Here is a 17,499-nt window from a genome sequence, read left to right on the forward strand (position 1 = left end):
GCAGACACATCCCAACGGCCCCAGACCTAGCAGCGGTTAGGACTCCTGCCCTTAGCTTAGCTATTCTCAGCTTCAGCGTCGGGTTGGGCGGTGCGATGGTGCCACAGCCGATAGCCGCCATAGCCTACCGCCGCCAATAACACCCAATAGGGGCTAAAGGCCAGCAGCCAGAGTCCTAGCTTTAGCCCGCTGACGGTGAATGCTTTTACCGATTGAGTCGCCGATTCCCAGGTGTTGCCGAGGGTTTCACCGACCGGGCGCAGCGGGGTGACTTGAGTCACTGGGCTTTGCAGGGTTAGGTAAATTTGTGAAAAGGCCACCTGTCGTTTGAGGTTTTGCTGCTGAGCCGCCATGCGCTCGATCGACTCGCGCACGGTGCTAAGTTCCCGCGCCACGTCTAGCACATGGGAGATTTCGCCCGAGCGCTCCATAATTTTCAGCAGAGCGGCTTCCGACTGGCGCAGATTCTTCAGCCGAGCGTCGAGATCCACCAGCTGGCTCGACACATCCTCCGCCGTCAGCGATTGCTGCTGCACAGTGCCTAGGGGCCGGAGGGCGTTCAGCACTCCATCTAACTCAGCCTGGGGCACCCGTAGGGTCAAGGTCACCTGCTGAGCCGTGCCCTCAGGAGAGCGGTGATCTTGCAGACTCAGCAGATCGCCCTGGGCCTGCTGAAGGATGGCTTGCACCTGGTCTACAGCGGCGTCAATATCCGTCAGCACCAGCACCAGGCTGGCCTGCTTGACTAGCTGAGGCGCTGGCTGCCCAATATCGCTGGGAGCGGGCGCGATTTCACCAGCCTTGGCCATGTCGGCGGTCGCAGAATCTGTGGCTGGGGCGATTGCCTGGTTGGCAGTTGCCCCAGCATCGCCTAACACTGCTCCCGATTCAGGGGCCACAGCTTCTTGCTGGCTTGCCATATTAGGTACGCCAGCACAGCCGCCTACTAGGGCAGCCCCCAGGGCGATCGCTAAAAACTGAGCACGATGGACACGAAGGAATGCAGAACGGGTCATCGGGTCGTCTAAGCCAAACTCGGATGGCTTTACTATGGCCTGAACGATCGCGGCAATTGCCCAAGTTACCAATAGTGAAACCGGTAGAGCGATCGAGGGCGATCGCACCCTAATTCTTGATAGGATCGCACGGTTGCCGCAGAGGAGCAATCGCACCCCAGTGCCAGAACCCATCAGCATCACCGTCAAGCTATTTGCCATTTACCAAGAAGCCTACGGCCAGCCTGAGGTGCAGTGGCAGTTTTCAGAGGGGGCCACAGTGGGGGCGGTGCGCGATCGCGCCCTGGCCGAGCATCCCAAGCTGGAGGCTTGGCGCGATCGCACTCGCCTGGGCCTCAACCTTCAGTTTGTAGCCGACGATACCCCGCTAAAAGACGGTGACGAGGTGGTGTTGATCCCTCCCGTGAGCGGTGGCTGAAACCAGTACAAGCGACCCGGCGCAGCCGTCCTGTTTTACTCAGAAAACTTCAAAAAACGTTAAAGTTGCCGCATCCAAGGCAGGGTGAACGATCCCCATTCTTTGGTTTTGTACGAGCTCTCAAAAGTTCTAGAAATGCTCATCGCACCCCAGATATTTCCATACCTATAGCGTAGAGTTGATCTTGTTAACTCCATATCTAGCGTTTACGCAGGAGCGCCCGCTATGGATTGGTTTCCTCGCCGCCATGCTGTTGTCTTAGCCCGCAGCAGCCCCGGTCGACTCGCCTATCTCGAAAAAACAGGAATTATCATACCCCAACGATCTGGAGATTCTTCCCGACTGGAGGTGTTCTATTCCTGGGAGCAAATTCTTGAAATTCGCGCTATTAGTCGGCTGCGCCAGCACCTGTCGTTTCAGACTATCCGCAAGATTCTACAATACTTTGATGACCACGGCATAAGCCGCACCCTGCGTGACAAAAACCTGGTCATCAACCGCCACGGGGTCAGTTGGGTACAATCCGGTACAACTGTGTCCCCTCAGGTGATTCATCTGGTCAGCCACGGGTGCAGCTGCATAGGTCAGTTTGTGCTGGCCCTCGTCGAGGCGGATGCGTCAGATTTTGCTTTTTCCAGTGTGACGGCAAGATCCACCGCCCCTAAAGTGGTAGATCTTGATCGCTTTAGGCAAAAGGTGCGCCTTAGCTAGCACCAATTGAGGGCTAAGAGACCACTTCTTTGCGACCTCTGGGTACGTTAGAAATGCCATCCTGTTGACTGATCAAGCTATGGAAAAGCCTGAACTGCCTAGGGGGATGCGATCGCGCTCCTACCGATGGGTCACCGCTACAGTGGGGCTGGTGTTTATCGCTCTAGCGATCGCCATTCTGTTCACCGCCGATCATCACAACCTACAAACCGCGTTAGCCGCAGTCATCGTCGGTGGCCTTGGTGCCGATGCCCTGGTGAGCGCCGCCCGCAACCGTCTATCGATCCTGGCGCGCATTGGTCCCCTACCCTGAGTTTCCAGACCGATTTAGATCATGACTGAAAAAGCCGCTGGATCGGTTGATCCAGCGGCTTTAGGGTTGATCCAGCAGCTTTAGGTTAGCTCACCATTTCGCCGGTTTCTTGCAGCACGTGCAGGCGGTGGTAAATGCCGCCGTGGGCCAGCAGCTGTTCGTGGTTGCCCACTTCGGCAATGCGGCCCTCCTCCAGCACCACGATCTTGTCGGCTTCGCGCACCGTACTCAGGCGGTGGGCAATGATGATTGTGGTGCGCGTGCCGAGAATCGATCGCATGGCTAGCTGAATCGATCGCTCCGATTCGTAGTCGAGGCTAGAGGTCGCCTCGTCAAACACCAGCACGTCGGGGTTGACCAGCAGAGCGCGGGCAATGCCCAGTCGCTGCCGTTGTCCGCCCGAGAGCCGCACCCCCCGCTCGCCCACCACGGTGTAGTATCCCTTGGGCAGGCGGTGAATAAACTCGTCAACCCGAGCGATGCGGCAGGCTTCGTTGACCTGCTCCATCGATGCCGTGGGGTTGCCGTACTTCAGGTTGTCGAGCAGAGTGCCGTTAAACACATCCACTTCCTGGTGCACGATCGCCAGCCGCTTCCGGTATCCCGTCACATCTAGCTGGCGAATGTCTTCGCCGTCGATCAAAATGCGCCCACTGTGGGGGTCAAAGTAGCGAAACAGCAGCTTCACCAGAGTCGACTTACCCGAGCCCGATCGCCCCACCAAGGCCACTGTCTGGTAAGGCTCAATCAGCAGATCGATGGCTTGCAGCACGGGCCTTTCGGTGTCGTAGCCAAAGCTCACTTGGTCAAAGTGCACCTTGCCGGTGAACTGATAGGTGGGCAGGCTCTCGGGGGCATCGGTCAGATTCACCGCGTCGGTGCCCAGGGGCTCTTCCATAAACTCGTGGAAGTGCAGCATCGAGGCATAGCGGCGGGCAAAGACTTCGCCCACTTCACTAATCGGCCCTAGCTCCGAGTAGGCCATGCTCGACACCGTCAGAGTAGTGATGAAGTGCCCCAACGAGATGTGACCCTGCAAAGTCGCCAGCAACGTCATCACCAGCAGACCAAACACACAGCTCTGAACGATCAAATCCTGCCAGGTGCCGAGAATGACGTAACCCTTGTGAATGACGCGGATGACGACAGCGAACTCGCGCTGCAAACGCTGGCTTTGCCGCCGCAGCTCGTCCCGCTCGGTCGCAAACGCTTTCACGGTTTTGATGTTGGTGATGATTTCCGAGGTGCGGCTCTCGGTATTCTCCATGTAGGTGTCGAGGGTCTGCTCCTTTTTGTTTAAGCGAATTAGATCCTTCAGGCTAAAGCTGAGAATGCCGATGAAGGACACCAAAAAGACCAGGGCAATGCGCCAGTCAATCCACCAGATCAGAACGAAGATGCCGGTGATGCGCACCAGCTTGGGGATCAGTTGATTCGCAATTTCGGGGTAGGTCCAGGTGTGGTTTGACAAACCCCGCGCCACCCGACCTGAGATGCGTCCGGGGTTGTGCAGGTCGTAGAAGCCCAGGGGCAGGGTCAGCAGCTTGCGAATCACCGAGTGGGTGTGGTCGCGCCGGGTGCGCAGGGCAATATCCCAGTGAAACCAGTCGGCCACCCAGGGCTGAATCGGGGCGCGGACTACGGTGGCCAAAAAGATAATGGCCAGCAAGATGGCGATCGCCAATCCCGGCCCAGCCGGATATCTCACCACTGCCGCTACCCGATCGACCATCCCCTGGCTCAGGGGGTCAATGGGCTGGTCAGAGAGCACGTTGAGCAGTTGGCCGATGCTGTAGGGCACCACTAAATCCACCACCTGAAACAGGCTACTGGCGGTGATGCTCCAGATCGCGGCCCAGCGGTAGCGACTGTAATAGCGAATAACGTGATGAAAGGAAGCCATGACGGGAACCGTCCTGCGATCGAGTACGTTGTAGTATACATACTACAACACAGGATTCCGGATTCTGCAAGGTGTTTGGTCAGGGAGTTAGTAGGTTCAGCAGCGTTGCGATGTCGTTTTAATGTTTATTTACTAACGCTTACGTCACCAAGCCGAAGTAGTTATGCAGGGCTTGTATATCGGGCGATCGCCCAGATCCGACAATCGCCGCAGTGAAAATCGTCGGGAAACTGCTGACGTAGGTTACGGGCAATTTCTACAGCCCGAGCAAACTGATTGAGCAGGCCAAATCGATTAACATCCTCAGGCCCGAAAATCGATGGAAATGCCCCGCAGTTCAGCAGCAGACTGATCGAGTTGTTTACATCTAAAATGTCGTAGCCGCAAAAGCTAAAGGCCCTAGGCCAGGCATCGGATATAGATAACTGGCGATCGGGAGCTTCAATTAATGCCAACAGATTGTGCTGCGCAGCGTCATAGGCAATGCGACGTTTGAGGTATTCATAATCGCGAAAGTAGTGAACTCGGTTGTTGGCATGAATATTGAAATTCCAATCTTCATCAATCAGGGCATCGATCAGCGATGGGCAAAGTGTCGTGTCCATAGACACAACTTCGCTCAGGTGAGCGTAGCCAGACCATGCAACGTAGTGAGCCCACGCCTCGCCCCGCTGGAAGTCAAACCTCTGGCAAGCTGCAAAGATAGGAACCATGATGGTTAGGCTACCTAGAAATATATGGCGTTGCTGATCAACGGTATGATTTGCCCCCCTAGCCCCCCAATTCTGGGGGGAACCAGACGACTTCAAAGCCCCCCAAATTTGGGGGGTTGGGGGGCGATGCAGCAACTGTTGCTTTTGCAGATTCATTCCTCAATTCAGCAACGCCAAATATATTTGCGAAGCCAGTTTAAAGGGCAGTGCGGCACCGCTTAGGCAACTGCTGTAACTATCGCATTAGCTGCGATCGCGGCTTTGCTCTGCCTGCCGCTTCAGATCAGTTAGCCAAGCCACCAGCGAGGTGTCGAGGGTGCTCTGCATCATGTCCTTGGTCAGCTGCACCAGCCAGCCCTCAAAGGATTCTGCGGTAGTCACCACCACGGTGTCGCCCAGGGGTTCTAATGCCCAGGTGTGGATCGCTCGGGTGCCTATCACCTTCCCCGTCCAGCTCAGGTAGCGATGGGGTTCAACAGCTTGCAGGGTCGAAAAAATTCCCGTACCGTTCGCCTTCCAGCGAAAGGTTGAGCCAGGCTGCATAGGCCCTGCCAAGGTGGCCGCAGAAATATTGGAGTTCCAGGTCGGCCACTGGTCAATGTCGGTCAAGAGTTGCCAAACGGTCTCAATGGGAGCGTTGATCGTGATTTGGTGGCGGGCGCTGACGGGGGCGTTGGGGTTGATATCCATGGGGTGTCTCACTTGCGACATCCCCATCCTAGAAACCCCTCCCTCGGCGCGCCTTGACGTGGGTTAAGGCTTCGACTGTTTAGATAATTGTCCCTGATACAGCCGACGCTTAAGGCGGCTGAGCGACTCTGGCTCTAACCCCAGATACGAGGCAATGTAGTGCTGCGGCACTCGCTGCAACAGGTGGGGCTCCGCCTCCATCAGGGCCAGGTAGCGCTGCTCAGGAGTGTCTCGGTAAAGTGACAGCAGGCGATCGCGCAGCCGAAAGGCCAAAAATTCCACTACCTGCCGCATCAGCTGTGGCCCTTCAGAGGCCGACTCCAAAACGGTCAGCACCTGTCGATTCAGGATTAGCACGTCAGAGTCTTCGATCGCCTGACAGGAAAAAATCGCGGGCCGCTGTAGCCGCAGGTTTTGATAATCCCCCAGCGGGTAACCTTCAGGGCAAAAAAACAGCGTCAGTTCTTTGCCGTCTTTGAGAAAGAACATTCGTAGACAGCCGTGCAGGGTTAAGCCGACCAAGTTGCAGGGGTCACCCTCATGGATTAAAAAATCGCCTTTTTTGAGCGATCGCGTCTCCAAATGGGGTTCCACCAGCGACCAATCCATAGTGAACTGGGGAAAGATGTGGTGAATAAACAGACCGAGTGGCTCATGCATAGGAACGTGTTTCAAAGCTGCTATCGGCTACGCAGAGCGATGCTGCACCAGGGCTGCGATCGCCTCGACTAGCTGGGCCGACTCCATCGGTTTTGGCAGATGCTTTTGAAAACCAGCGGCCAACACTTTCTGCTGATCGACGGCGCTCGTGTAGGAGGTCAGGGCGATGGCAGGAATGGGCTGGTCGCAGGTCACCGCTCGAATTTGCTCCATGAGCATGTAGCCATCCATACCAGGCATGCCAATATCGCTAACTACGATGTCGGGTTTGGTCTCGGAGAGGGCCGCAATCGCAGCGGCAGCCGAGGAGAGGGCCGTTACTCTGGCTCCAACCTGCTGCAGCGTTGTGGTGATTAAATCACGGCTGTCGGCGTCATCTTCAACAATTAAGACGTGAATATTTTGCAAGTCGCCCTGGGCTGGGGAGGGGGTCAGAGCCGCTGGAGTGTCTACCGCATCAAACATGATCGGAAACCGCACAGTAAAGGTGGAGCCCTGGTTTTCGCCAAGGCTTTCGGCTTGAATGGTGCCCTGATGCAACTCGACGATCTGGTGGGCGATCGCCAACCCCAGCCCCAGGCCACCAAAATCTCGGGTGGTGGTGCTGTCAGCCTGCCTGAAGCGATCGAACACATGGGGCAGAAACTCTGGGGCAATGCCCTTGCCGGTGTCGCTCACCTGAATCTCTGCCCAGCTATTGTCGTAGGCCAGGCGCACGGTGACGTGCCCACCCTGGGGCGCAAACTTGACAGCATTGGACAGCAAATTCCAAACGACCTGCTTGAGTCGGTTGGGGTCTCCCAAAACTTTAAACGGCGCATCATCCAGCTCGGTATCAAACTGCACGCCCTTAGCCTCGCCCAGGGAGTGCACGGTCTCTAAGGCCTCCTGCACAACGGTAGCCAGGGACACGGGCAGGCTGTTGAGCATCAGCTTGCCGCGCAAAATCCGCGACACATCGAGCAGGTCGTCGATCAGCTGCGCCTGAAGTTTGGCGTTGCGCTCGATGGTTTCCAGGGCGTGCTCAACCTTAGTCTCGCTGAGTTGACCCATACGCAGCAGCCTGGCCCAGCCCAAAATCGGGTTGAGGGGCGACCTCAGCTCATGGGAGAGCACCGCCAAAAATTCGTCTTTGATGCGGTTGGCGGTTTCGGCGGCTTCTCGGGCCACGCGCTCCTGCTCTAGCAGGCGGGCGCGCTGGGTTTCGAGCTGCTTTTGGTCATCCACATCGGTGATGGTGCCGACCCAGCGGGTGACTGCGCCGCTGCTGTCGGGCACCGGCAGGCCGCGATTGATAAACCAGCGATAGACGCCGTCGTAGCGACGAATGCGCTGCTCAATGTCAAAACCAATGCCCTGGTCTAGGGCCTGCTGCCACAGCTCCATGGTGCGCGCCTGCTCGTCGGGGTGAACGATGTTGGTACCGCCAATACCGGCAGCGGCCTCCCTTGAAATGCCCGTATAGTCGTACCAGCGCTGGTTCCAGTACAAAACGCCGCTGCGATCGGCCATCCAGACCATTTGGGGCATGGCCTCAGCCAAAACGCGGTACCGCTCTTCGCTCTCTCGCAGGGCAATTTCAGTCTGCTTTAGGGCAGAAATATCTAGCGCTACGCCCGCCATGCGGTAGGGCTGCCCTTGTTCGTCGTCATACACCCGCCCAATCGATCGCACCCAGTGCACGGTGCCGTCGGGCCACAGGGCGCGCATTTCTACATCGTAGTTTTGGCGATGGGCGATCGCCTCTGCCACCGCCTGCTGCACGCGATCGTGATCCTCGGGGTGAATGGCCTGGGCAAACACCTCAAAACTCATCTCGCTGTCAGGGGCGAGGCCAAAAATCGCCTTGCAGCGATCGGACCAGACCAGGGCTTGGCTGATCAGGTCATAGTCCCAGGTGCCGCAGTTGGCACCCTGCAGAGCCAGCTGTAGCCGCGATTGGCTGTCCTGCAAGACCATCTCGATTTGCTTGCGATCGGTAATGTCTAAACAGGTGCCCATGAGTTTGACCACCTGGTTTTGAGCATCAAGCACCGGCTCGCAGCGAGAGTGCAGGTAGCGGACTGAGCCATCGGGTAAGACCACCCGGAGATCAAAGGCGTAGGCGTGGTGATCGGCGATCGCCCGTTCGATAAACTGCTGCACCATGGCGCGATCGTCGGGGTGAATGCGCTGCATGAGCTCGCCGTAGTTGGGCTCCGTTTGGGCTGGGTCGTAGCCAAACTGGTCAAACATCGCTTCTGACCACACGCTCTGCTGGCTCTCGGGGTAAAACTCCCAGCTGCCAAACTGGGCGAGCCGCTGGGCCATGGCCAGGTGGGCCTCGCTGTAGCGCAGGGCGTCTTCAGCCTGCTTGCGGGCGGTGATATCGACCCCCACCAGGGTCACAATCCAGCAGTCTTGGGCCTCGTCGCGGCGCGAGGTCAGGCTATCGGCAATCCACCGAATTGAGCCATCTTTGTGGCGAAAGCGATACTCAACTGTGATTGGCCGTTGCTCAAACACCGCATCAAACATGGGGCCAGCGATCGCCGCCTGATCCTCCGCGAAGGTGCGCGCCATCCAGAGGTCGGGGGTAATCTCGGCCAGGGTGTAGCCGGTCAGCGCTTCACAGCCCACGGAACGGTAGTCAAGGATGTAGGTGCGATCGGCAAAAAAGCGGCAGCGGGCGATCGAGGCCGGGGCAGTGTTGAGCAGACTATTAAGCTCGTCTTGGGAGGTTTGCAGAGCCTGCTCTAGATTTTTGCGCTCCGTGATGTCAACCCGCAGCAGTGAGACACCATCGCACAGGGGATACACCCGGTTTTCAAGCCAGCGCCCCTCAGCGGCAGAAAACAGCTCAAAACTGGTGACAGTTTGGGCCTCAACCGCCCGGTGTAGCTGCTCATAAAAGGGCGTTGCAGCGGCCTCCGCAAACACCGCCCAAATCGACTGCCCCAGCAGCTCTTGGCGAGGTCTTTGCAGAGCGGCTACGGCGCGATCGTTCACGTAGGTAAAGCACCAGTTTGAGTCCAACATCATGAACTCATCGCTGATGCCCGCTAAGACATTTTCCAAGTTTTCGGCAGCCGCTTGGGCCGAAGCCCGCAAAGCCCGTTCACGCCGCTCCCCCAAAATTTTTTGAGTGGTCTCATTGACGGCAATAAAAATGCCCCCCACCTGGCCCGGCTCATCCCAAATCGGCGTATAAGAAAACGTGAAATAGCCCTCTTCAGCTTGGCCGTTGCGGTTGAGCACCATGGGCTGATCCTCAGACCAGGTGGCCTCTCCCGTCGCCCTTACCTGCGCCAGCAGCGCCCCGGAGAAATCCCAGACTTCCTGCCAACAGTCCTCCGCCCGCTGGCCAATACCCGCAGGATGCTTATTCCCCGCGATGGGAATGTAGGCATCGTTATAAAATTGAATATAGTCTGGCCCCCACAAAATCTGCATAGGGAACCGAGACGAAAGCAAAATTTGCAGCGTAATACGCAAGCTTTGGGGCCAAGCCTCCATCGGCCCTAAAGACGTCTCTGACCAATTAAAGGCTCGAATTAGAGATCCTGTCTCTCCTCCGTTGCTTAAAAAGGCCAGCCCGCTAGATAATGTCATTCTTTACTGCACACGCCTAATCAGCAATTAACCACGTTAAACATCAGATCTTGGGCCCCGTTGTGCCGTGGCCAACTACTAAATCCGTCAACAAAATGCCTTCCTGCCAAACTTTAGATAAAGCTCGTCACCTTAGTCTCACTAGGTTTACAGACTCCTAAAAGGCTCAATCGAACCGCCTAATTTTTAAGACTTGCTTTTTAGAGCCCCGGCAGGGGAAAAACAACCCAAAGATAGGGTGTGCCAGGGTTAAATTTCCCAGCTCCATCTTAGAGCGTTACCCTAGGGAATGACACCTCTCACGAATTGTTAAGCCTAGCTTTAGCCGCCATTCTGAGTATTTATTCATACAACACCTTCTTAAGTAGCCAGCCTTTCTCTAAGGCCCATGGCCATTGCGTAGTTGTGTGACTAGGCGATAGCCATTGCCCCTAGGCGGGAAAATTTAAGTATCAGGAATCTCGCAGCACTGTAGGTTCAATCCCTCAGCTTGCCTAAGCACAAGGTCTCCCTGCTTTGATAGCCAAGGCTGTACCACCTCAGCCCAGGGGCACCCATGGAAAATAGAACGTGCCAGCCCAGAGCATTCCCCCTCGTGGAAAGCGCTGCTTAACCCGCTAACATTCCCATACCGATCGTCTACCCCTCCGTTCTTGCTCAGTCCTATGCTGTTAAGCCCTCTGTCTTTGAGCAACAGCGTCCTGGCAGTGCCGCCATAGATTACGCTAAACCCAGCCCACGACTCCGAGAGAGACCTAGATGCCCTCTGGCCCCATTCGCATCTTGCTGGTAGAAGATTCACCCGTTGCTCTAGTTCTGTTGCAGCGCATTTTGCGGGAGGCACCCGACATGGAAGTCGTGGGGGTGGCCCGCAACGGCCAGGAGGCCCTAGACCTGATGGCAACGGTGAAGCCAACTTTAATCTGCACCGATCTGCACATGCCCAAGATGAACGGGCTAGAGCTGACTGAAGAGGTCATGGCCCACTGCCCCTGCCCTATTTTGGTGATCAGTGCCTCGGTGCAGAAAGAAGATACCCAGACTGTCTTTCGCATTCTAGAAGCAGGGGCGCTAGATATCTTTCCTAAGCCCCGCACTGGCTTAGCTTCTGAGTATGAAAAGACTAAGACTGAGCTGCTGACCAAAATCCGAGTGCTGGCAGGGGTGTCGGTGTTCACTCACCGGCGGCGCAGCCCAGTTCCCATGGCTCCGCCGGAGCTACCCCTATCTACCACTGGGTTGGATAGACGCCCTCGGCTGCTCGCCTTGGGAGCATCTACGGGCGGCCCCCAGGCTCTGCTAGCGATTTTGCAGCAGCTGCCCAAAACCTTTCCGGTACCGATTGTGTGCGTACAGCACATCAGCAATGGGTTTTTGCAGGGGTTGGTTGACTGGCTAGACAACAGCTGCGCCCTGCGAGTCACTATCGCCACAGCGGGCGCTGTGCCCCAGCCTGGTGTGGCCTACTTTCCCCCGGAGCGCCACCACTTAGAAATCGATGCGGGCGGGCGCATTCAGCTTTCTCAAGGTGAGCCAGTGGCCGGGCACTGCCCTTCGGTAACGGTGATGTTTCAATCGGTGGCCACCTACTACCGCCGGTCAGCTGTGGGCGTGCTGCTCACGGGCATGGGCCGCGACGGGGCCGATGGTCTCCAGACCCTGTCCCAGGCAGGGGCGCTCACTATTGCCCAAGACGAGGCGAGTTGTGTGGTGTTTGGCATGCCCAAGGAGGCGATCGCCCTGGGGGCGGCCCAGCAGGTGCTGCCTTTGAGCGCGATTGCCCCTTTTTTGCTCAGCCAAGTTTTTGTCAGCGGCCTTAATTAGCTCCTAAAAGTATTCTTGGATACTTTATTGCTGTTTTTTGAGTTTTATTAATGCGATCGCGGCAACAGTGACTGAGGAAATTACCCAACTATGTGAACAAGCGTTAACCAGCACTCTCTCTGGGGAAAATTGGGACTGGGGTAGCCTGCTTTGGCACCGTTATCGGCTAGCTACAGACCTCGTCAACGATCTGCTGCTCAGCTCTAGGGCCAAGGCATTTTTTGGTCTGGCGCAAATTCATTTAGCAGCCCTTAGGCCGTACTGGGTTTAGCCACCAACGCATTACCCCTTTAGTTAACGCCTCTTTCAGCATCGTCACCTGGCGCAGGAGCCCCTAGTCAAACGGCCTCCATGCGCAACTTTGGGAGCACCTATCTATGGCAAATGCGGAACATTTAGACATTCTCAACAAAGGGGTTGAGAGCTGGAATGCTTGGCGACTCCACAATCCCGGTGTGAGGCCAGACTTTCAGGGAGCAGATCTAGGCAAACTGCATCTGCCTGGCATCGACTTCCGCCACGCCAATTTTTATGAAGCCAACCTGAGAGAAAGCACATTCACTCGGGCTAATTTTGAGTCGTCAACCCTCTACCGTTGTGATCTCTGCATGGCTGATTTAAGGCGGGCGAACCTCAGCATGGTCGATTTTTATAAAACCAACCTCTACACCGCCAATCTGAGTAACGCCAATCTGCGCCACTCCCACTTTTACAAGGCAGATATGCAAGAGACGCTGCTCAACGATGCCGACCTGGGCGAGTCTAACTTCTACGAAGTCGATATGCGAGAGGCCATTCTGCAATCAGCCAACTTGGTCAGAACCACCTTTTATTACTCCAATCTGTGCAACGCCAACCTGTGTCAAGCCAATCTGAACTGCGCCAGCATGATGGGAGCCAATATGGCCAAAGCCAATCTCAGGCGGGCTAGCTGTGTAGGCACTAACCTGTTTAGAGCGGTACTTAGCGGTGCCGACCTCACTGAAGCCGATCTGCGCGAAGCGGTGCTGCGGCTAGCCGATCTGAGCAACGCCTCGTTAGAAAATGCCAACCTGTTTCGGGCCAACCTCTCTGAGGCTTGCCTCGACTATGCCCAGCTAGCGGGGGCCAACTTCAAAAAAACCAACCTGTGGCGCGTCAACCTGGGTCAGCTGATTTTGACCCATCCCGGCCATGACCGAGATGCCATCACCATTGACTCGAGCGCCCTCAACTAGCTATGGACGATCTGATCCTAAAGCGCATCAGCGAACTCATCGCCGACCATTCTGGCCTGTGTATCCGCCCCCAAGATTTTCAGATCCTGGCAGATAAAGTTTGGCTGCGGGCCAAAGCGTTGGGGCTGAGAACCTTAGCCGACTACCACGACTACCTCAAGGCATTAGACCACGGTTCTCTTGCCCTGGATCGTTTCAAGGCTCAACCTAGCCTGCCCCAGCAGCGGTCTGAATGGCAAGAGCTGTACTCGATTTTGACGATCAATGAAAGCTACTTCTTTCGAGACAGCAACCAGCTCAGGCTACTGAGCGATCGCCTCCTGCCCGAAATCATCCAGCGCAAGCAGGACGCGGCTCCCCTAGGTGCCAAACCCAGTCTGCGCATTTGGAGCGCCGGTTGCTCCACTGGGGAAGAGCTATACTCAATTGCGATCGCCCTCGACCAGCTCAACTTTGCGTGGCCCCAGTGGGATGTGCAGCTAATTGGCACCGACATCAGCGCCGCCGCCATCCACAGCGCTCGCCAGGGGCTTTATAGCAGCTGGTCTTTTCGGCAAACCCCTCCGGCTCTACAACAGAAATATTTTCAGGCCGATCGCCAGGCCTATAAAATCTGCGATCGCCTTCAGCAGCACGTGGTCTTTCAGGTTGGCAATCTGCTCAAAGACCCCTGCCCTAGCCTGGGGCCGGGGCCAGGCGACTTAGACCTAATTTTGTGCCGTAACGTATTTATTTATCTCGATCGCCAAGCAATTGGTCAAATTATTCAAAGGTTTCACAGCGCCCTGGTTCCCCAAGGGTATTTGCTCACCGGCCATACCGAACTCTACGGCCAAAACACCAGCCCGTTTCTGGTCACGAGTTTCCCCGAAACCGTGGTCTATCAAAAACCACCCCAGGTCGCTCTACCCCTACCCGCCGCACCAGCCGCTCAACGGCATTTAGCCAGACCCCAGCCCCCTCGTCTGGCCCCCAAAACCGCACTTTTCAGTCTGGATGATAGCTTGACCGCAGCCCTACAGGAAGCAGCTGCGTTCCTCCGGCAAGACGATTACACCAGCGCCATTCGAGCCGCTAAACAACTTTACCGTACCCATCCAAACTGCACCGCTGCGCGCCAGATTGCCGCTCGGGCCTACGCCAACACTGGTTGCTATAGCCAGGCCAAACAACTCTGCCAGCAGGTGATCCAGGAGCAGCCCCTCAGCCTCGAGATGCACTATCTGCTGGCCCAAATCGCCGAAGATGAGAATGATCTAGAAACCGCAAAAGAGCATCTGCGTAAAATTATTTATCTAGACCCTGACTTCGTTAAAGCCTATCTTGATTTAGCCAGCATTTACGATCGCACCCGGCAGCCTGAGAAAGCTAAAACAACCCGCGAGCATGCTCTCACTCTATTGGCAAAACTGCCTCCCAGCACCGTATTAGATGACCACAGCGATGCCACCGTTGCCCAATGGCAAGCGCACCTCAAGCAGCAGGTCGCAGGCGGCGATCGCCCATCATCTCAAGATTGATCTCGTCTCCACCCAAAGCAAAATCACGGTTTTTGTAGGATGGCTCAATGGTCGCGCCATGGGCGGCGCGCTGAAAATATGGCGATCGCCATTGCGCTAGGATACCGACTGTCACCCACTCAAACTGGTGCAAGACAACGGTGCGTCGCGATCGCTGCAAGCGTATGGAGAATGTTCTAATTATTCTGGCAATGGCTAGAACCCAGACATTTTCTCTAAATTGCGGATAACTCATTCCACGGGGGAATGCTAAGCCCGAAGCATTGATTTCTCTCTAACCCAAACTCAAGCGGGTCGGCTAGAGGGATCTGCGTTCTACCCTGCCGTGCTTTATTCCCCTTGGGGGCAATCCGCGATGACCCCGACATCCTACCTTTTGTTCATGCTAGACGGTGCCCACTATGGGCTAGCCGCTGAGGCCGTACAAGAAATGTTCTTGCTGCCGGCCCTGATCTCGGTACCTGAATCGGGGCCAGAAGTCGCTGGCATGCTAAACCTACGCGGTCAGCTGCTGCCGGTCATCAACCTCAGGGTGTGCCTGGGCTATCCCCAGCGGCCCAACGACCTGAGCCAGGCCATCATTGTGGTGCAGTGCGGCAGCCGACAGATCGGCCTCGTCGTCGATCAAATTCAAAACGTAGAGGCGATCGCCCCGAGTAGCATCACTGCGGCCCTAGAGACTCCCTATTTTGGCTATGGGGCAAACCCGCTGACTGTCGGGTTTGCCCGCCAGGGAGACACCGTCATCGTTTTGATCGACCCAGTGGCCCTGGAACAGGGCTCCCACAGTGCATCCTCAGCCCCGGTTGCGGAGGTGAAGACCAACCGGTTCATAGCGCAGTTTAGCCCTGGCGAGCAACAGGTGCTACAGGCTCGAGCCGCCGGATTAACCCAGTTGATGGCCGACGAAAGCACGTCAGATCAGGCGGCCCTGGCGGTTATCGGCTTAGAGGGCGAGCGCTTTGCCCTGGGGTTAGAAACCGTGCACGAATTTGCTGAAGTGCCTCAGATCACGCCTATTCCCTGCTGCCCACCGCACATTGTGGGAAACATAAATCTGCGCGGTGAAATTTTAACCCTAGTGGATGTGCGTCACTTTCTAAATTTGGCTCCAGCCGCTCCTCTCCAGCCTAAAACAGCGGTGGTTATGCGGCTGGGATCCCTAGTAGCAGGGGTTGTCATTGACGATGTTTTTGATGTGATTTATCTGCATGCTGCGGAGATAGCAGCGACGCCCACCGCCGTCCACTCCAGCAGCAACCCCTATCTCAAAGGATTTGTTCAGCACGGCGACTCTACGGTAACCCTTCTAGATCTGCCAAAATTGCTGACTACGGGCGCTCTTGTTGTCGATCATTCAGACTAGTTAACCATGAAAAATTCCCTAAACTTAAACGCTAAAGTTAGTCCTTTTGGTCTTTTTGCTCCATTCTCATCCCCGCAAGATGCCGTGAACAAACGCAAGTTTTGGAAGCTACGCCACTGGATTATATTGGGCTACTCTGTGCCAGTACTGGCAATCATAGTCTCTGCGGGCATGACGGTTCTCAATGTGCGCCAGCTTGTCATGATCTCTGCGGAACTCAAACGCGCCTGGGAAGTGCATGAAAACGTTGACCATGTCAACCTCAACGTTCAGATTATGGCCCGTGCTACTCGCGGCTATTTACTCCAGAGAAATCCGACCTCTTTGTTAGATTTCAACAAAGCCAAAACGGACTATCTGACCGTGATCGATGAGTTAGATGCCCAGGTTAATAATGAAGAGCAGCGGCAAAATTTGGCCCAGGTTAGAACTCTGATTGATGAGTCTATTACTGTGCACCAAGGCATGATTGATCTGGTCAATCAAAATCAGACTAATGCCGGTGTGCAGGTCTGGCGAGAGAGCAACGGGCGGGCCTTGAACAGCGAGCTGACCAACCTGTTGACCGCCATGGGAGACCTGGAAAGTGAGATTGTGGCCAAAGATGAAGCCGTCCAGGCGGCGGCCTTACAACGGCTGCAAGTTACCCTGCTGACAGCGGCGACCCTGTCATTATTGCTATCGGCTCTGATTGGTACGTTGGTAGTGCTCAAGGCCTCGCGCATCATGAACCGAGCGGCGGGCGATATTGTTAGCTCAGCCAGCGAAATTGCCACTAGCGTTGAGCAGCAGGAGCGCAGCAGCAGCCAGCAGGCCGCTTCGGTGAGCGAAACCAGCACCACTATGGATGAGCTAGGGGCCTCGTCGCGGCAGTCGGCAGAGCAGGCTGAAGCCGCCGCTGCCGGTGCCCAACAGGCCCTAGCCTTGGCCGAAGGTGGCACCCGCGCCGTTGAACGTAGCCTCGACGGGATGGGCGACCTGAGAGAGAAGGTGGATGCGATCGCCGATCAAATCCTCCGTTTGAGCGCGCAGACCAATCAAATTGGCGGCATTTCTAGCTTGGTCAGCGATTTGGCCAACCAAACCAACATGCTGGCTCTCAATGCCGCCGTCGAGGCGGTGCGCGCCGGCGAGCACGGCAAGGGCTTTGCGGTCGTCTCGGGCGAGATTCGCAAGCTGGCCGATCAAAGCAAAAAATCGGCTGAGAAGATTAATGCTTTGGTAGCCGACATTCAAACCGCCATCAACTCAACAGTAATGGTTACCGACGAGGGTACCAAAACCGTCGAAGAGGGGGTCAGAATTGCTGAGGAAACCGCTGATGCGTTTGCCGGGGTGGCCGAGGCGGTCAACAACGTGGTGCTCAACAGCCAGCAGATCTCCCTCAACGTGAAGCAACAGGCGGTTGCCATTCAGCAGGTGGTGAGCGCCATGAACAGCCTCAACACCGGCGCCCAGGAAACCGCCCACGGCATTACCCAGATCAAGATCGGCACCCATCAACTCAACGAGAGCGCCCTACAGCTCAAGGTGGCTATTTAAGCGGCTTTCCCCTCT

Annotated in this window: 15 protein-coding genes; 8 read left to right on the plus strand and 7 right to left on the minus strand. The window is 56.2% G+C overall.

Annotated elements, in window-relative coordinates; genetic code table 11:
• Positions 1-56: 56 nt before the first annotated feature.
• On the minus strand, positions 57-1,016 hold the full coding sequence (locus H6G07_RS09020) for a DUF4349 domain-containing protein (protein WP_171973084.1): 960 nt from the start codon (positions 1,014-1,016) through the stop codon (positions 57-59).
• Positions 1,017-1,149: 133 nt separating this feature from the next.
• Between H6G07_RS09020 and H6G07_RS09025 the strand changes: the two genes are divergently transcribed.
• From H6G07_RS09025 to H6G07_RS09035, 3 genes are all read left to right on the plus strand, one after another.
• Positions 1,150-1,434 (plus strand): MoaD/ThiS family protein, encoded by a 285-nt coding sequence (locus H6G07_RS09025; protein WP_199311996.1) that lies wholly within the window; start codon positions 1,150-1,152, stop codon positions 1,432-1,434.
• A 225-nt stretch (positions 1,435-1,659) separates the two neighbouring features.
• Complete coding sequence (locus tag H6G07_RS09030; protein WP_073610488.1) at positions 1,660-2,145, plus strand: MerR family transcriptional regulator; 486 nt, start codon at positions 1,660-1,662, stop codon at positions 2,143-2,145.
• Between the two features lie 79 nt (positions 2,146-2,224).
• Positions 2,225-2,458, plus strand: coding sequence for a hypothetical protein (locus H6G07_RS09035; RefSeq protein WP_139297151.1), 234 nt, complete (start codon positions 2,225-2,227; stop codon positions 2,456-2,458).
• A gap of 85 nt (positions 2,459-2,543) precedes the next feature.
• Here H6G07_RS09035 and H6G07_RS09040 read toward each other — a convergent pair whose 3' ends face one another.
• The 5 genes from H6G07_RS09040 to H6G07_RS09060 form a co-directional block, all read right to left on the minus strand.
• Complete coding sequence (locus tag H6G07_RS09040; protein ID WP_073610486.1) at positions 2,544-4,361, minus strand: ABC transporter ATP-binding protein; 1,818 nt, start codon at positions 4,359-4,361, stop codon at positions 2,544-2,546.
• A gap of 161 nt (positions 4,362-4,522) precedes the next feature.
• Positions 4,523-4,966 (minus strand): hypothetical protein, encoded by a 444-nt coding sequence (locus H6G07_RS09045; RefSeq protein WP_084173517.1) that lies wholly within the window; start codon positions 4,964-4,966, stop codon positions 4,523-4,525.
• A 351-nt stretch (positions 4,967-5,317) separates the two neighbouring features.
• Positions 5,318-5,764 (minus strand): SRPBCC domain-containing protein, encoded by a 447-nt coding sequence (locus H6G07_RS09050; RefSeq protein ID WP_073609525.1) that lies wholly within the window; start codon positions 5,762-5,764, stop codon positions 5,318-5,320.
• A 63-nt stretch (positions 5,765-5,827) separates the two neighbouring features.
• Positions 5,828-6,424 carry a Crp/Fnr family transcriptional regulator gene (locus tag H6G07_RS09055; RefSeq protein WP_073609526.1) on the minus strand — a complete coding sequence of 199 codons (597 nt, stop codon included), beginning with the start codon at positions 6,422-6,424 and terminating at the stop codon, positions 5,828-5,830.
• A gap of 27 nt (positions 6,425-6,451) precedes the next feature.
• A complete protein-coding gene (locus H6G07_RS09060) occupies positions 6,452-10,015 on the minus strand; it encodes a PAS domain-containing protein (RefSeq protein ID WP_084173318.1) in 3,564 nt (1,187 codons plus the stop codon).
• 759 nt (positions 10,016-10,774) lie between these two features.
• Between H6G07_RS09060 and cheB the strand changes: the two genes are divergently transcribed.
• The 3 genes from cheB (at position 10,775) to H6G07_RS09075 (ending at position 14,576) form a co-directional block, all read left to right on the plus strand.
• The gene (gene cheB / locus H6G07_RS09065) at positions 10,775-11,839 is read left to right on the plus strand and encodes a chemotaxis-specific protein-glutamate methyltransferase CheB (RefSeq protein ID WP_073609528.1); all 1,065 of its coding nucleotides are present in this window, start codon (positions 10,775-10,777) and stop codon (positions 11,837-11,839) included.
• 377 nt (positions 11,840-12,216) lie between these two features.
• The gene (locus tag H6G07_RS09070; RefSeq protein ID WP_073609529.1) at positions 12,217-13,056 is read left to right on the plus strand and encodes a pentapeptide repeat-containing protein; all 840 of its coding nucleotides are present in this window, start codon (positions 12,217-12,219) and stop codon (positions 13,054-13,056) included.
• Positions 13,057-13,058: 2 nt separating this feature from the next.
• Positions 13,059-14,576, plus strand: coding sequence for a CheR family methyltransferase (locus tag H6G07_RS09075; RefSeq protein ID WP_073609530.1), 1,518 nt, complete (start codon positions 13,059-13,061; stop codon positions 14,574-14,576).
• On the opposite strand, the gene H6G07_RS09080 is transcribed toward H6G07_RS09075, so the two are convergent.
• Positions 14,530-14,811 carry a hypothetical protein gene (locus tag H6G07_RS09080; RefSeq protein WP_139297096.1) on the minus strand — a complete coding sequence of 94 codons (282 nt, stop codon included), beginning with the start codon at positions 14,809-14,811 and terminating at the stop codon, positions 14,530-14,532. The genes H6G07_RS09075 and H6G07_RS09080 overlap by 47 nt on opposite strands.
• Before the next feature lie 120 nt (positions 14,812-14,931).
• Between H6G07_RS09080 and H6G07_RS09085 the strand changes: the two genes are divergently transcribed.
• Together H6G07_RS09085 and H6G07_RS09090 are read left to right on the plus strand one after the other, a co-directional pair.
• A complete protein-coding gene (locus H6G07_RS09085; RefSeq protein ID WP_073609531.1) occupies positions 14,932-15,942 on the plus strand; it encodes a chemotaxis protein CheW in 1,011 nt (336 codons plus the stop codon).
• An 84-nt stretch (positions 15,943-16,026) separates the two neighbouring features.
• The gene (locus H6G07_RS09090) at positions 16,027-17,484 is read left to right on the plus strand and encodes a methyl-accepting chemotaxis protein (RefSeq protein ID WP_073609682.1); all 1,458 of its coding nucleotides are present in this window, start codon (positions 16,027-16,029) and stop codon (positions 17,482-17,484) included.
• Positions 17,485-17,499: the final 15 nt, after the last annotated feature.

The sequence above is a fragment of the Phormidium tenue FACHB-1052 genome (assembly GCF_014696675.1).
Lineage (GTDB): Bacteria > Cyanobacteriota > Cyanobacteriia > Phormidesmidales > Phormidesmidaceae > Nodosilinea > Nodosilinea tenuis_A.

What these genes read in the sequence shown, in the direction of transcription:
- H6G07_RS09085 (WP_073609531.1), top strand. Translation starts at nt 14,932, where the DNA reads ATGACCCCGACATCCTACCTTTTGTTCATGCTAGACGGTGCCCACTAT.
- H6G07_RS09080 (WP_139297096.1), bottom strand. Translation starts at nt 14,811, where the DNA reads ATGAGTTATCCGCAATTTAGAGAAAATGTCTGGGTTCTAGCCATTGCC.
- H6G07_RS09045 (WP_084173517.1), bottom strand. Translation starts at nt 4,966, where the DNA reads ATGGACACGACACTTTGCCCATCGCTGATCGATGCCCTGATTGATGAA.
- H6G07_RS09020 (WP_171973084.1), bottom strand. Translation starts at nt 1,016, where the DNA reads ATGACCCGTTCTGCATTCCTTCGTGTCCATCGTGCTCAGTTTTTAGCG.
- H6G07_RS09070 (WP_073609529.1), top strand. Translation starts at nt 12,217, where the DNA reads ATGGCAAATGCGGAACATTTAGACATTCTCAACAAAGGGGTTGAGAGC.
- H6G07_RS09040 (WP_073610486.1), bottom strand. Translation starts at nt 4,361, where the DNA reads ATGGCTTCCTTTCATCACGTTATTCGCTATTACAGTCGCTACCGCTGG.
- H6G07_RS09055 (WP_073609526.1), bottom strand. Translation starts at nt 6,424, where the DNA reads ATGCATGAGCCACTCGGTCTGTTTATTCACCACATCTTTCCCCAGTTC.
- H6G07_RS09050 (WP_073609525.1), bottom strand. Translation starts at nt 5,764, where the DNA reads ATGGATATCAACCCCAACGCCCCCGTCAGCGCCCGCCACCAAATCACG.
- cheB (WP_073609528.1), top strand. Translation starts at nt 10,775, where the DNA reads ATGCCCTCTGGCCCCATTCGCATCTTGCTGGTAGAAGATTCACCCGTT.
- H6G07_RS09035 (WP_139297151.1), top strand. Translation starts at nt 2,225, where the DNA reads ATGGAAAAGCCTGAACTGCCTAGGGGGATGCGATCGCGCTCCTACCGA.
- H6G07_RS09030 (WP_073610488.1), top strand. Translation starts at nt 1,660, where the DNA reads ATGGATTGGTTTCCTCGCCGCCATGCTGTTGTCTTAGCCCGCAGCAGC.
- H6G07_RS09060 (WP_084173318.1), bottom strand. Translation starts at nt 10,015, where the DNA reads ATGACATTATCTAGCGGGCTGGCCTTTTTAAGCAACGGAGGAGAGACA.
- H6G07_RS09075 (WP_073609530.1), top strand. Translation starts at nt 13,059, where the DNA reads ATGGACGATCTGATCCTAAAGCGCATCAGCGAACTCATCGCCGACCAT.